Origin of the sequence: Microbacterium galbum, from assembly GCF_032464915.1 — a bacterium.
Classification (GTDB): domain Bacteria; phylum Actinomycetota; class Actinomycetes; order Actinomycetales; family Microbacteriaceae; genus Microbacterium; species Microbacterium galbum.
In genome coordinates, this window is record NZ_JAWDIS010000001.1 from 1,492,651 (window position 1) to 1,505,505 (window position 12,855).

Genomic DNA, 12,855 nt, shown 5'->3' on the forward strand with positions numbered 1-12,855 from the left:
ATGACGGATGCCACGACCTCCACGGCCCTGTCGGAGCGGAAGGTCCCGCTGCGCGACCGCCTGCCCGTCATCTCGCATCTGCGTCGCAGCGTCGGGCTCCAGCGCACGATGCTCGTGCTGGGCCTGGTCATCACGACGGTGTTCGTGATCATCGCGCTCTTCGCCCCCCTCCTCGCCCCCTACGGCTTCGCGCAGCAGGAGGCGGACGGGGTCAAGTTCGGCACGCAGCAGGCGCCGGATGCCATGAACCTCCTCGGCACGACCGTCGGTGGCTACGACGTGCTCTCGCGCGTGATCTGGGGCGCGCAGACGGCGCTGCTGGTGATCGTGTGCGCGATCGCGTTCTCGATCTTCCTCGGCATCTTCCTCGGCCTGGTCGGCGGCTACTTCGGCGGCTGGCTCGACCGCATCCTCGTGGTGCTGTGCGACGCGATCTACGCCTTCCCGTCGCTGCTGCTCGCGATCGTGATGTCGATCGCGATCACGAAGGGCCAGTCGACGCTGTGGGGTGGCATCCTCGCCACCGCCATCTCGATCACCGTGGTGTTCGTGCCGCAGTACTTCCGCGTCATCCGTGCCGAGGTGGTGCGGGTCAAGGCGGAGCCGTTCGTCGAGTCGGCCCGCGTCATCGGGGTGCCGACCGCGCGCATCCTCCTGCGCCACGTGCTCCGCAACTCGACGCGCTCGCTGCCGGTCGTCGTCACACTCAACGCCTCGGAGGCGCTGCTGACGCTCGCGGGACTGGGCTTCCTCGGCTTCGGCATCGAGGCCACCGCCGCCGCCGAGTGGGGCTACGACCTCAACCGCTCGGTGAGCGACGTCACGAGCGGCATCTGGTGGACGGCCATCCCGCCGGGCATCGCGATCGTGCTCGCCGTGCTCGGCATCACTCTCGTCGGCGAGAGCCTGAACGACCTCAGCGACCCGCGCCTGCGTACGCGTCGCCGCGCCGGGCGGGCACCCGCACCGGTCACGGCCCTCGACCCGTCCGCGGCTCCGGCCGACGCGTCGACCACCGCCCCCGCCGGAACCCCGGCCTCGACCACCGACGGGAGCCCCTCATGACCGGCACCGCGGCATCCATCGCCCGCATCGACGACCTGCGCGTCACCTTCGCCACCGACGGCGCCCCCGTCGCCGCCATCAACGGCATCTCGCTCGAGGCGCGCGCCGGCGAGGTGCTCGCGATCGTCGGCGAATCGGGCTCGGGCAAGACCGTGACTGCGAACACGCTGCTCGGTCTGCTTCCCGAGACCGCGACGCTGTCGGGCGCCGTAATCGTGCGCGGTCGCGACGGCGGAGAGACCGACATCGTCCACGCCACCGGGGCGCAGCTGCGCGAGATGCGCGGGCGCGACGCGGCGATGGTGTTCCAGGAGCCCTCCACCGCGTTGAACCCGGTGTACACCGTCGGATGGCAGATCGCCGAGGGACTGCGGGCGCACGAGAAGCTGTCGAACGCCGAGGCGAAGGCCAAGGCGGTCGACATCCTCCGCCGTGTCGGCATCCCCGATCCCGAGAAGCGCGTCGACGACTATCCGCACCAGTTCTCGGGCGGCCAGAAGCAGCGCGTCGTGATCGCGATGGCCCTGGTCCTGGATGCCGGGCTGATCATCGCCGACGAGCCCACCACCGCACTCGACGTCACCGTTCAGGCAGAGATCCTCGACCTGCTGCGCACGTGCCGCGACGAGTTCGGGGCGACGATCGTGCTCATCACGCACAACATGGGCGTGGTCGCCGACCTCGCGGACCGCGTGATCGTGATGTACCGCGGCGACATCGTCGAGCAGGCTCCGGTCCGCGACCTGTTCGCCGGCCCGCAGCAGGAATACACCCGCGATCTGCTCGCCGCGGTGCCGCACGTGGGCCGGGGGAAGAGCTCCCGGCAGTCGCTGGAGACGCCCGCCCCCACCGCGCCGCCGGAGGGCAGCCTCGTCGTGGCCGAGAAGGTCGAGATCGGTTACCCCGGACGCTTCGGTTCCGCCGGTGTGGTCGCCGTGAAGGGCGTGGACTTCTGGATCGGCCCCGGCGAAGTGCTGGGCCTCGTGGGGGAGTCCGGTTCGGGTAAGACCACGATCGGTCGCGCGATGGTGGGGCTGACGTCGGTGGTCGGCGGGTCGCTCAAGGTGCTCGGCACCGAGATGCGAGGGGCCAAGCCCCGGCACCTGGCCAAGACGCGCCCCGACATCGGGTTCGTCTTCCAGGACCCGGCGACGAGCTTCAACCCGCTGCTCACGATCGCGGAGTGCATCGCCGAACCGCTCGTCGTGCACAAGCGCGCCGGCGGCGCCCGGGCCGCGCGACAGCGCGTGGACGAGTTGCTCGACGCGGTGCAGCTGCCACGGGCGTTCGGCGACCGCTACCCGCACGAGCTGTCGGGCGGTCAGCGTCAGCGCGCGTCGCTGGCTCGCGCCCTCGCGCTGGATCCGAAGCTGCTCATCGCCGACGAGCCGACCTCCGCGCTCGACGTGTCGGTGCAGGCGCGCGTGCTAGAGCTGTTCGCGCAGCTGCAGGCCGAGTTCGGCTTCGCGTGCCTGTTCATCAGTCACGACCTCGCCGTCGTCGACGAGGTGGCCGATCGCGTGATCGTGCTGCGCCAGGGCGTCATCCGCGAGCAGGGCACGACGGTGCAGGTGCTCACGCAGCCGCGCGACGACTACACGAAGCGGCTGTTGGCGTCGCTGCCCGTGCCCGACCCGGTCGAGCAGGAGGCGCGCCGCGAGCTCTGGCGCACCACGCGGGGGGCCTGAGGCGCGTCCTTCCGCGTCCGCGCGTCGGGCGCGGGCTCCGGCGGGACCGGGAGCTCCGCCGCGCGCCTCAGCGGCGCCGTACACCCGTGCGAAGGCGCGACGAAGCGCGCCTCAGCGGCGCCGTACACCCGTGCGAAGGCGCGACGAAGCGGGCCTCAGCGGCGCCGAACACCCGTGCGGAGGCGCGACGAAGCGAGCCTCACCGGCGCCTGATGGGGCGCGCAGCCGCCCGTCTCACCGGATGAACACGTCGGCGAACACCGTCAGCAACCACCAGCCGACGCCGATCACGACGAACACCCCGGTGACCCAGGAGAACCCGCGGCGCAGGCGTCGGCCCTGCCGCGCGACCCCGGTGGGGGGCGGCGTGAGAAGGGGCAGCGCCTGCGCCGGGGCCCCGGATGCCGCGGCGCCGACCGCGTGCGACGTGGACGGCTTTTCGGCGACCAGGCGTTCGTCGCGCCAGCGCGCCCACTGCGCGAACTTCTCGTCGATCGCCGCGACCGTGGTCAGCAACCACCGCCAGGTCGCGGGGTCGAGGGTCGACAGGTCGCGGCGGGAGTAGAGGAACAGCCAGTCGTCGACGATCTCGACGTCGAGGGCGGCAGCGCTGTCGATGAACCGCGCCATGACGTCGGGCGTGAACAGATACAGGGCGTCGCGCTCGTACCCCTCGGGGCAGTAGAGGGCGAAATGCCGGTCGAAGTCGCCCTCGAGGCTCAACCTCTGGCCGCGGCCGAAGGTGACCGGCAGGTTCGACGCGCCGAACAGCCCGTTGTTGCCCACGGCATCCAGGACGATGTGGGGAAGCGGGGTGTCGAGGCGTATCGCGACGTAACCCCACCGATGCGTCTGCTTGCTCTTGCCCGACCCCGTCTCGTACCGGTAGTTGCCCACCTCGACGAACCGAGGGTTGCCGGATCGGAGCAGATCCCGGGATTCGCGGTCGTGACCGAGGGCGAAGATCATGCCCGGCAGCTCGGGATCGTCGAACCCCGGATGCCACGTCATCCCGTTCACGCGGGCGAAGCGATCGAGTCGGTAGCGCCGTTCGGCCGCACCCCCGAAACCGCGCACGATCGCGCCGACGATGAACGAGGCAACGATGAGAATGAAGACGACGACCAGCAGCGGCAGCGGCCCGGAGCTGCCCCGGTCGAAGAGGGATGATGCGACGGCGGCGAAGACCGGGATGGCGATGAAGAGGAATGCCGCACCGACGATCGCGAACACGATGATCGGCACCACGGTGCCACTCAGCCGGCCCTCGCGACGCAGCTGCGCCGTGAAGGCCTGCGCTGCCTTGCGATCGACCGGCGCGGTCAGCGGCGTCGGATCGAACGTCGTGGCGTCTGTCATGTCGCACCCCCGTGTCAGACCCTAACGGGCGGCATCCGACCCCCGCGCGGGCCCGGGGCGGCTACTGGACGATGGCGAAGCGGGGCGGGTCCCACGCGGGCATCGACGAGAGGAGGTCGTCGAGCTTGTTCGACGTCCCCTGCATCGCCGACAGGAAGAGCTGAAGAGCCGAGATGCCGGCCATGCCGACACCGGCCAGCGCCAGGACCGCGGACAGCGCGGCGCCGATGAGCCCGACGACGGCGCCGACTCCGGTGGGGGAGGAGAGCGCCCCGCCGATCAGCGACAGGATCGCGGTGACCACACCGCCGATGGCCAGGACGGTGCCCCCGACGAGCCCGGCGAGGTTGAGGTAGAAGCTCTCGATGTCGTCGGCCTGGGTGCGCAGCACGCCGGCGACACCGCCGAGCTTGCCCGGGAGCACCCCCAGCGCCCGTACCTGGTCGTCGATGCCGTACTCGTAGACCTTGCTGGCCTTGCCGTCGTCCCAGCTCATGAGGCCGTCGAGCTGGTCCTTCTTGATCTGCAGGTTCTCGGCGGAGCCCGAGATGTCGCCGATCGTCGACGCCATATTGCGCAGCCGGTCGGGGCTGCCGAGGTACGCGTTGCACACGCGGAGCACGGCGATCGTGTCGAGGCACTGCTCGAGGGCGTCGAGGGCGACGGAGATGATGATGTCGGCGACCTGGTCGACGAGGCCGTCGGGAACGAGGACGCCGAGGCCGTGCGCCTGCTCGTCCACCCATTTCTGCACCGCACGACGGATGCTCGCCGGGGCGGAGCTGATGGCGCCGCGGACTTTCGCCTCGGCATCGTCGAGTTGTCCGGCGATGACCTGACGGGTGAGGTCGACGTAGCTCACAGCCCCTCCAATTCCTTCTGGACGGCGTCGATCTCCGACTGCGCGTCGCCCTCGGCCTTCATGTACTCGATCGAGGTGGTGAGCAGCGCGCGGGCGAAGCCCTCGAAGATCTCCTCCCCGGTGTGCAGATAGTCCGAGAGCAGCTGCACCGAGGTGCGGAACTTCGACAGCACTTCGGTCGAGCCCGGGGCCAGCGAGAAGTCGCTGGGGGAGTACGTCATGCCGTCGAGGTCGGTCCGCCACGCGGCCAGCTCGAGGCTCCACTTCTGCCAGTGGTCATTGGCGTCGGACTGCAGGGCATCGGGATCGACATCAACCACGGGATTCTCCTTCGCTTTCCGAGAAGCGGTCGAACGAGTCCGAGGCGAGAGCGGCCTTACGGCCGATCCGCAGGACCTCGTCGGCGATCACATCGACAGGGGTCTGCGTGAGCCAGGCCGGCGTTCCGTCGACGCCGAGGATCGCGCCGTACTGGGCCATGACGCGGAACTGGTGCAGGTCGTCGGCGACCGTGACGACCGGTCCGGTCTCGCCGCGGGCGGCCAGGGTGAGCAGAGCGTCGGCGGCCTCGAGGGGGAGAGGGGGGCCGCTCAGTCGAGCAGCGACGGCGGCATCGGAGAAGGCCGCCGTCACGGACTCGGGTGTGGCCCCCTCGGCGCGCTCGAGGGTGACGGCCGTGACGAGACCACGCTCATCGATCCGGATCGTCGCGTGTGCGTCTGCGGGCGGGGCGAGAGGGCTGAGAAGCTCGCGCACGCGTTCTTCGGCGGCTTCGAACTTCGGCGTCAGCTCCGCGATGCGCTCCTGCTGGGCCCGGAAGAGCGAGAGGGCGTCCGGGGATGCCGCGGCGTCGGTGCTCACGACCAGATCCCTTCGACCGTCGACTGCGCAGCGGCGTACCGATCGGACGACGCCTGACCCGCGCGGGAGGCGTCGGCGACGATCCCGTTCAGGGCTCGCAAGCCTGCCGTCCACTTCTGCTGCGCCGTGCGGTAGGCCTCCATGGCCTCACCGCTCCACGCGGACTGCAGACGTGACGCCTCACTCTCGAGCTGCGCGAGGTGGGCCTGGATGCCATCCGCGGCGGAGCGGAGGTTCGAGGCGGTCTCGGAGATGAGCGCCGGATCGAACGACATTCGTGGACTCATTCCGCCGACGCTACCCAGCGCCGTCGGGCGGAAGGAAGGGGTTTGCGTTTTTCTCATCGCCGTCTCATCTGAGGCGGTGGTCGGCCGCACGGTCAGCGAGCGAGGAAGAACACCAACGGGATGAGCAGGAGGAGCAGTCCCAGCGCGAAGGTTCCGCCGACGATCGACAGCACGATCACCCAGGGGCTGCGTCGCCGTAGCCGGCGGCCCACGGGTGCGACCCCGACGGGCGGGGCGGGGAGGGTCGGTGGCGCGGGGGCGGGGTCGGGAGCACCCCACACCGTGGATGCGGGAGGCGTCCGCGCGGCGAGCGGTGGGCCCGCGGCCCCGGCCGCCATGCGGTCGTCGCGCCACCGGCCCCACTGCTCCAACTTGTCGAGCAGGGCCGCCACCACCGAGAACACCCACGCCCATCGCGCCGGATCGAGCGTGGAGAGCTCGGTGGGGGAGTACAGGAACAGCCAGTCGTCCACGATCTCGACCTCGAGCACGGCGGCGTTGTCGATGAAGCGCGCCATGACGTCGGGAGTGAAGAGATAGAGCGCGTCGCGCTCGTAGCCGGTCGGGCAGTACAAGCGGAAGTACCGGTCGAAATCTCCCTCGAGGCTGAGGTGCTGGCCGCGCTCCCACAGCCCGAGCCGGACGCCGTTGCCCATCGCGTCGAGGACGATGTGCGGCAGGGGGACGTCGAGACGGATCGCGATGTATCCCCACCGCGAGGTCGTGGTGTTCTTGCCGTTGCTCACGGTGTACGAGTGATTGCCCACCTCGACGAAGCGCGGGTGAGACGAACGGACCAGGTCGGACGCGGTGCGGTCGCCGCCGATCTGGAAGATCGCGCCCGGGAGGGCGGGCTCGGGGAGCGCCGCCACGTACTCCATACCGACGTCGCGTGCGAAGCCGGCGATGCGCCACCGTCGATCTTCTTGCGCGCGTCGACCGTGGCGGACGGCGAACAGTGCGGCCACGAGCGCCCCCAGGCCGAGGAGGAGGGGGATGGCGAAGACCAGGCCGAGGACGACGACACCGTCGCCGATCGCGGCGCGGAAGATCGCCAGCAGGACGACGAGGAAGAGGCCGGCGCCACCGACGAGGGCGAACGCGAACACGTACGCGATGATCGCCACGGCGGTGTTGGCCGCGGGCAGACGCCCTTCCGTGCGCAGCCGGGCCGTGAAGGCGCGTGCCGCAGCCGTGTCGCCCGGCATCGTCAGCGCGCGGGCGTCGAACGGTCGGATTCCGGTCATGCGGCCCCCTGCCCTCGTCGGATGGTCCAGGCTATCCGTCTCCGATTCCCCGGGTGAGTCGGCATCCGTTAGACTACGAAGGTTGCCCGGCGACGCCCATGCGCGTGTGAGCCCGCGGTGACGTGCAACACACCCTCCTGCTGCCGGGAAATGCCCGTCAGCCGTTCTAGTCCGAAGGAGGTGGGTTAGTGACGCACCAGTACGAACTCATGGTCATCTTCGATCCCGAGGTCGACGAGCGCCAGGTCGCTCCGAAGCTCGACGGATTCCTCAAGGTCATCACGGCCGATGGGGGAACCATCGACAAGATCGACATCTGGGGCCGCCGTCGTCTCGCCTACGAGATCCGCAAGAAGAACGAGGGCATCTACGCCGTCGTCAACTTCGTCGCGACCAGCGAGGCCACGAACGAGCTCGACCGTCAGCTGAAGCTGAACGAGCAGATCATGCGCACCAAGGTCCTGCGCGCCGAAGAAGCGATCGCCCAGGTCGCCGCCGAGGCCAAGCGCTCCGAGGAGAAGGCCGCCCGCAAGGCCGCCGCTCCCCGCAAGGTCGAGTCCGCCGAGAAGGCTGCGAAGTAACGACGATGGCCGGCGAAACCGTCATCACCGTCGTGGGTAACCTCACGGCCGACCCCGAGCTGCGCTACACGCAGAACGGGCTCCCGGTCGCGAACTTCACCATCGCGTCGACCCCCCGCACGTTCGACCGTCAGGCGAACGAGTGGAAGGACGGCGAGGCGCTCTTCCTGCGCGCCTCGGTGTGGCGCGAATTCGCCGAGCACGTCGCCGGGTCGCTGACGAAGGGCAGCCGTGTCATCGCGACCGGTCGTCTGAAGCAGCGTTCCTACCAGGACCGCGAGGGCAACAACCGCACCTCCATCGAACTCGAAGTCGATGAGATCGGCCCCTCGCTCCGCTACGCGACCGCCCAGGTCACCCGTGCCGCCGGTGGCGGCGGGGGTGGCGGAGGCGGCCAGCGCGCGCAGGTGCAGCAGTCGAACGACGAGCCGTGGTCGACCCCCGGTTCGAACAACGGCGGCGGCAACAGCGGCGCTGACGCGTGGAGCACTCCCGGTTCCTACGGCGACGACACCCCGTTCTGATCTTCGCCGCGCTCTCTCGAGCACGACGACCCCCTGAAATTCCGGATGCCGCATCCCGGTCCGCGTGACCGCCTCGGCATCCGAACCACACGAAAGAAGGAAGCATGGCTGGCAAGGCCACTGGCGACCGCCGCAAGCCGCGGAAGGGTGCGAAGAACGCAGCCCCCGCGAAGGCGATCCGCGTCGGCGTCATCGATTACAAGGACGTCGCAACCCTCCGCAAGTTCATCTCGGAGCGCGGCAAGATCCGCGCCCGTCGTATCACCGGTGTCTCCGTGCAGGAGCAGCGCCTGATCGCCCGCGCCATCAAGAACGCGCGCGAGATGGCTCTCCTGCCCTACGCCGGCGCCGGCCGCTAAGGAGCACCCGATGGCAAAGCTGATTCTCACGAATGAGGTCACCGGGCTCGGTAGCGCCGGTGATGTTGTCGAGGTCAAGAACGGGTACGCCCGCAACTACCTCATCCCGCAGGGCTTCGCCGTGGCCTGGAGCCGCGGTGGCGAGAAGCAGGTCGCGTCGATCCGCGCCGCTCGCGAGTCCCGCGCGATCCACGCGCACGAAGACGCCGTGGCCCTGAAGAACTCGCTCGAGTCGAACACCGTCAAGCTGTCGGTCAAGGCCGGCAACGAGGGACGCCTGTTCGGTTCGGTCAAGCCCGCCGACGTCGCCGACGCCGTCAAGGCTGCCGGTCTCGGTGAGCTCGACAAGCGCAAGATCCAGATCACCTCCTCGATCAAGTCGGTCGGCGAGCACGAGGCGACCGTTCGCCTGCGTGACGACGTCACCGCCGTGATCACCCTCCAGGTGGTCGCCGCGAAGTAATTCGCTGCACTCTCGAGAACGGCCCCGCTCCTGCTTCGGCAGGGCGGGGCCGTTCCGCGTCGTCCGGGGGCGGGGTGTGGGGCTGTGGGGACGGGGTTTGGGGCACGATCTTCCGGTTGGGGCGCGAAATTTCACGCCCCAACCGGAAGAATGCGCCCCAAACCGCTCCAGGCAGCGCCCGCCGCGGCGGGTGATGAAGCGCCGGGTGTTATCCGAGCAGCTGAGGTCGCTTCCCCGTCGCGCGGACGCCTGCACCCGTGACCCTAGGCTGAACCCCGTGACCGACCCTCGCGCACCCGAGCGCATCGTCCGGCGCTTCGCGCGTGCGTCCAACCTCATGCTCGCCGGGCGCCCGTTCGTGGTGCAGGGCGCCGGTTCCGCGGACCTGCACGATCTGCTCGTGCGGCTCGGTGGCATCCCGAGTCTGCATCCCGCCCCCGGGCGGGTCGAGTTCGACCTGGATGCCGACACGGTGAGCCTCGACGGGGCGCCGCTGCCCGAGCGGGGAGATGCCGCCGGCCGGATCTCTTTCGCCCGGGCGCACATGCCGGTGTCGGCCGCGATGGCGGAGCGCCTCGACCTGACCGGCCTGCGCGTGGGGGTGGCGATGGTGCTCGAGCCGAAGACCGCCGTGCTGTCGCTGCTGCTCCGCGAGCGCGGAGCCGAGGTGTCGGTGTACGCGCATCCCGACGAGACCGACCCCGCGGTCGCCGACGCGCTGCGCACCGAGGGGCTCGCGGTCACGGCCGACCCGACGCTGAGCGGACCCGCCGAGCTGGCCGCCGCCCGCACCTTCCTCCGCGCGGGACTCGACGTGCTGATCGACGACGGCGCGCACCTCATCCGCCTCGCTCACGAGGATGATCCCGCGCTCGTCGCGGGGTGGAGCGGCGCGTGCGAAGAGACGACGAGCGGGCTCACACCCCTGCGGCGGATGCAGGATGCCGGAATCCTGCGCACCGCGGTCATGGCGGTGAACGACGCCCGCACGAAGACGATGTTCGACAACCGCTACGGCACCGGGCAGTCGTGCGTGTTCGCCATCGCCGATCTGCTCGAGGAGCGCGGGATCGGCCTCGCCGACCAACCGGCGCTCGTGCTGGGCTACGGCCCCGTGGGGCGGGGCGTCGCCGCGCACCTGCGCGCGTTGGGCGCCGAGGTGCGCGTGGCCGAGACCGACCCGGTGAGGGCGCTCGAGGCGCGGCACGATGGGTTCTCCACCGGACCGGCGCGCGAGTCGGCGGCCGGCGCACTGGTCGTCTCGGCGACCGGGGTGCCCGGCACGGTGACCGGGGAGCTCGCCGCGAAAGCGCGGGTGATCGCCGTGGCCGGGGGAGTGCCGGGCGAGATCGCGCCGGGGGCCGAGAACGATGCGCTCGTGCTCGGCGGGGGAGGAGCCGTCAACATCACCGCCGCCGAGGGCAACCCCATCGAGATCATGGACCTCTCGTTCGGCGTGCAGCTCGCGGCCCTCGGCGAGCTGCTGCGGCGTCGTCCGTCGTCGGGGGTGCACGCCCTCGGGCCCGACGTCGACGACCTCGTCGCGCGCGAGGCGCTCCGCGTGCGCGGCGCGCAGATCGACGTGCCACGGCCCCTCGACCCCGAGGGCCTCGACGAGTGGCGGTCGCCGCGCTACGCCGGGGGTGGGCGATGAGGGTGTATTCGGCATCCCTCGTCCTGCCGATCACCGCACCGCCGATCCCGGGCGGGGCTATCGCGGTGGCGGGTGGGCGCATCCGGCACGTGGGCGACCGCGAGTGGGTGGTCCACGAACTGCGCACGCGCGGCGTCTCCTTCGACGAGGTGCACTGGTCGGGGGTCCTCACCCCTGGCCTGGTCAACGCCCACTCCCACCTGCAGTACACCGGCATGGCCGCGGTGGGCCGGGGGTCGTACGCGGGCTTCGACGACTGGGACGACGCGTTCACGCCGGTGTATCGCGCGGGTCACGACTGGGCTCGGGATGCCGCGTCCGGCGCGCTCCAGATGATCGCCGCCGGCACGACCGCCGTCGCCGACATCGTCACCGACGTCGAGGCCGCCTCGGCGTTGCACGACGCGCGGCTGCACGGCATCACGTACTGGGAGGTGATGAGCTGGACCAACGCCGCCTGGGCCGAGCGCGGCCGCGCCGAGGTGGAGGCCCGGCTCGACGCGCTGCCCTCCCCGCCCGGCACCGGACTGTCTCCGCACGCGCCGTACTCGCTCGACGTCGAGCCGCTGCTCGAGATCCCCGACATCGTGCGCGAGCGGGGCAGCCGCCTGCACCTGCACCTGGGCGAGGCCGCGTTCGAGCGCGAGCACGGCGAGGCGGTGCCGTGGCAGAAGCAGCGTCCCGCGAGCTTCCGTGCCCTGCGCGACGAGGGGTTCGGCACCGGGGCGACGGAGTTCGTCGACGAGCTCGGCGTCTTGGGACCCGACTGCCACATCGCGCACGGGGTGTACATGACGGCGCGCGACCGGGCCATCCTGCGCGCCCGGGGGACGACCGTCGCCCTGTGTCCGCGCTCGAACGCGGTCATCGGCCTCGACGAGCCGCCGGTCGCGGCCTACCTCACCGAGGGCAACGCGCTGGCCGTGGGCACCGACTCGCTGGCATCCAGTCCCTCGCTCGATCTGCTCGCCGACGTCGCCGAACTGCACCGGCTCGCGCGAACGCAGGGGTACGTCAACCGCGACCTGCCCGAGCTGCTGCTGCGCGCGGCGACCCTCGGCGGCGCGCACGCGATGGGCCTCGACACCGGCCCCGCCCGCACCGGGTATCTCGCGGTCGGCGCCGTGGCGGATCTGGCGTTCTTCGACGTCCCGGTGTCGGAGGTGGATGCCACGATCGAACACCTCGTGGTGGCCGGGGCGGGAACGGCGGCGGCGACCTTCATCGACGGCGAGGCGCGCTTCGTCACCGACACCTTCACCCGCGAGACAGGAGTGCCCGCATGACCGATGGAGCCGACACCACTCGGGCTGAGGACGACCGTCCGCAGACCGCACGGCTGCTCGACCTCGAGCCGCACCCCGAGGGCGGGTGGTTCCGCCGCATGTGGACGGGGTCGTACGCCGTCGACACGCCCGCGGGCCCGCGGCCCGCGGCGACCTGCATCCACTACCTGCTCCGGCCCGACGAGCGCAGCGCCTGGCACGTCGTAACGAGCGACGAGGTCTGGCTGTGGCACGGTCCCGGGGCGCTCGAGCTCTCGCTGGGTGGAGCGGGGGTCGAGCCGGGCGCGGCGGAGACGGTCACCCTCGGCCCCGACCTCGCTGCGGGACACGTGCTGCAGCACACCGTGCCCGCGGGCGTGTGGCAGGCGGCCCGGCCCGCCGGCGACGCCGAGGTCGTCGTGAGCTGCCTCGTGTCGCCGGGGTTCAGCTTCGAGGATTGGCGTCTGGCGGAGTAAGGGGCGCGTCGGCAGGATGCCGTGACCCGGGGCCGGGTCCGGACCCGCCGCACCCCCGTCGCCCTGCACGGCAGCCCGCACTCGACCCGCAACAGCCCTGCCGGCCCCGCGACGCCCCGTGTCGCCAGATTTCACGGGTGACCGTCCCCGAAACATGCCCCGGA

The 12,855-nt window shown here is 70.9% G+C and carries 15 protein-coding genes; 9 read left to right on the forward strand and 6 right to left on the reverse strand.

From position 1 onward, the window contains the following. Together RWH45_RS07010 and RWH45_RS07015 are read left to right on the forward strand one after the other, a co-directional pair. A complete protein-coding gene (locus RWH45_RS07010; protein WP_315994160.1) occupies nucleotides 1–1,065 on the forward strand; it encodes an ABC transporter permease in 1,065 nt (354 codons plus the stop codon). Then, on the forward strand, nucleotides 1,062–2,753 hold the full coding sequence (locus tag RWH45_RS07015; RefSeq protein ID WP_315994161.1) for a dipeptide ABC transporter ATP-binding protein: 1,692 nt from the start codon (nucleotides 1,062–1,064) through the stop codon (nucleotides 2,751–2,753). The genes RWH45_RS07010 and RWH45_RS07015 overlap by 4 nt, the downstream gene beginning before the upstream one ends. A gap of 234 nt (nucleotides 2,754–2,987) precedes the next feature. Here the strand turns inward: RWH45_RS07015 and RWH45_RS07020 are convergent, their stop codons facing one another. The 6 genes from RWH45_RS07020 to RWH45_RS07045 all read right to left on the reverse strand — a co-directional run bounded on the left by RWH45_RS07020 (nucleotide 2,988) and on the right by RWH45_RS07045 (nucleotide 7,369). Next, entirely contained in the window at nucleotides 2,988–4,112 is a 1,125-nt protein-coding gene (locus RWH45_RS07020; RefSeq protein WP_315994162.1) for a hypothetical protein, read from the reverse strand. Nucleotides 4,113–4,173: 61 nt separating this feature from the next. Further along, nucleotides 4,174–4,974: a hypothetical protein gene (locus RWH45_RS07025; RefSeq protein WP_315994163.1), complete on the reverse strand. Its 801-nt coding sequence runs from the start codon at nucleotides 4,972–4,974 to the stop codon at nucleotides 4,174–4,176. Next, on the reverse strand, nucleotides 4,971–5,294 hold the full coding sequence (locus RWH45_RS07030; RefSeq protein WP_315994164.1) for a hypothetical protein: 324 nt from the start codon (nucleotides 5,292–5,294) through the stop codon (nucleotides 4,971–4,973). Before RWH45_RS07030 ends, RWH45_RS07025 begins: the two co-directional genes overlap by 4 nt. Continuing rightward, nucleotides 5,287–5,835 carry a hypothetical protein gene (locus tag RWH45_RS07035; RefSeq protein ID WP_315994165.1) on the reverse strand — a complete coding sequence of 183 codons (549 nt, stop codon included), beginning with the start codon at nucleotides 5,833–5,835 and terminating at the stop codon, nucleotides 5,287–5,289. The genes RWH45_RS07030 and RWH45_RS07035 overlap by 8 nt, the downstream gene beginning before the upstream one ends. Continuing rightward, nucleotides 5,832–6,122, reverse strand: a complete 291-nt coding sequence (locus tag RWH45_RS07040) for a WXG100 family type VII secretion target (protein WP_315994166.1) — start codon at nucleotides 6,120–6,122, stop codon at nucleotides 5,832–5,834. Before RWH45_RS07040 ends, RWH45_RS07035 begins: the two co-directional genes overlap by 4 nt. A gap of 92 nt (nucleotides 6,123–6,214) precedes the next feature. Next, on the reverse strand, nucleotides 6,215–7,369 hold the full coding sequence (locus RWH45_RS07045; protein ID WP_315994167.1) for a hypothetical protein: 1,155 nt from the start codon (nucleotides 7,367–7,369) through the stop codon (nucleotides 6,215–6,217). A 188-nt stretch (nucleotides 7,370–7,557) separates the two neighbouring features. Here RWH45_RS07045 and rpsF point away from each other — a divergent pair, with 188 nt between their 5' ends. The 7 genes from rpsF (at nucleotide 7,558) to RWH45_RS07080 (ending at nucleotide 12,691) form a co-directional block, all read left to right on the forward strand. After that, nucleotides 7,558–7,950 carry a 30S ribosomal protein S6 gene (rpsF, locus tag RWH45_RS07050; protein ID WP_058622540.1) on the forward strand — a complete coding sequence of 131 codons (393 nt, stop codon included), beginning with the start codon at nucleotides 7,558–7,560 and terminating at the stop codon, nucleotides 7,948–7,950. Between the two features lie 5 nt (nucleotides 7,951–7,955). After that, nucleotides 7,956–8,474, forward strand: coding sequence for a single-stranded DNA-binding protein (locus RWH45_RS07055; protein WP_076673071.1), 519 nt, complete (start codon nucleotides 7,956–7,958; stop codon nucleotides 8,472–8,474). Between the two features lie 104 nt (nucleotides 8,475–8,578). Beyond that, complete coding sequence (gene rpsR / locus RWH45_RS07060; protein WP_013584646.1) at nucleotides 8,579–8,833, forward strand: 30S ribosomal protein S18; 255 nt, start codon at nucleotides 8,579–8,581, stop codon at nucleotides 8,831–8,833. 10 nt (nucleotides 8,834–8,843) lie between these two features. After that, entirely contained in the window at nucleotides 8,844–9,296 is a 453-nt protein-coding gene (gene rplI / locus RWH45_RS07065; protein ID WP_295839745.1) for a 50S ribosomal protein L9, read from the forward strand. Nucleotides 9,297–9,573: 277 nt separating this feature from the next. Beyond that, entirely contained in the window at nucleotides 9,574–10,950 is a 1,377-nt protein-coding gene (locus RWH45_RS07070; protein WP_315994168.1) for an adenosylhomocysteinase, read from the forward strand. Next, nucleotides 10,947–12,236, forward strand: coding sequence for an amidohydrolase family protein (locus RWH45_RS07075; RefSeq protein ID WP_315994169.1), 1,290 nt, complete (start codon nucleotides 10,947–10,949; stop codon nucleotides 12,234–12,236). Before RWH45_RS07070 ends, RWH45_RS07075 begins: the two co-directional genes overlap by 4 nt. Beyond that, nucleotides 12,233–12,691, forward strand: coding sequence for a cupin domain-containing protein (locus RWH45_RS07080; protein WP_315994170.1), 459 nt, complete (start codon nucleotides 12,233–12,235; stop codon nucleotides 12,689–12,691). Before RWH45_RS07075 ends, RWH45_RS07080 begins: the two co-directional genes overlap by 4 nt. Nucleotides 12,692–12,855 lie beyond the last annotated feature (164 nt).

What these genes read in the sequence shown, in the direction of transcription:
- RWH45_RS07010 (WP_315994160.1), top strand. Translation starts at nt 1, where the DNA reads ATGACGGATGCCACGACCTCCACGGCCCTGTCGGAGCGGAAGGTCCCG.
- RWH45_RS07015 (WP_315994161.1), top strand. Translation starts at nt 1,062, where the DNA reads ATGACCGGCACCGCGGCATCCATCGCCCGCATCGACGACCTGCGCGTC.
- RWH45_RS07020 (WP_315994162.1), bottom strand. Translation starts at nt 4,112, where the DNA reads ATGACAGACGCCACGACGTTCGATCCGACGCCGCTGACCGCGCCGGTC.
- RWH45_RS07040 (WP_315994166.1), bottom strand. Translation starts at nt 6,122, where the DNA reads ATGAGTCCACGAATGTCGTTCGATCCGGCGCTCATCTCCGAGACCGCC.
- RWH45_RS07045 (WP_315994167.1), bottom strand. Translation starts at nt 7,369, where the DNA reads ATGACCGGAATCCGACCGTTCGACGCCCGCGCGCTGACGATGCCGGGC.
- RWH45_RS07055 (WP_076673071.1), top strand. Translation starts at nt 7,956, where the DNA reads ATGGCCGGCGAAACCGTCATCACCGTCGTGGGTAACCTCACGGCCGAC.
- rpsR (WP_013584646.1), top strand. Translation starts at nt 8,579, where the DNA reads ATGGCTGGCAAGGCCACTGGCGACCGCCGCAAGCCGCGGAAGGGTGCG.
- rplI (WP_295839745.1), top strand. Translation starts at nt 8,844, where the DNA reads ATGGCAAAGCTGATTCTCACGAATGAGGTCACCGGGCTCGGTAGCGCC.
- RWH45_RS07075 (WP_315994169.1), top strand. Translation starts at nt 10,947, where the DNA reads ATGAGGGTGTATTCGGCATCCCTCGTCCTGCCGATCACCGCACCGCCG.
- RWH45_RS07080 (WP_315994170.1), top strand. Translation starts at nt 12,233, where the DNA reads ATGACCGATGGAGCCGACACCACTCGGGCTGAGGACGACCGTCCGCAG.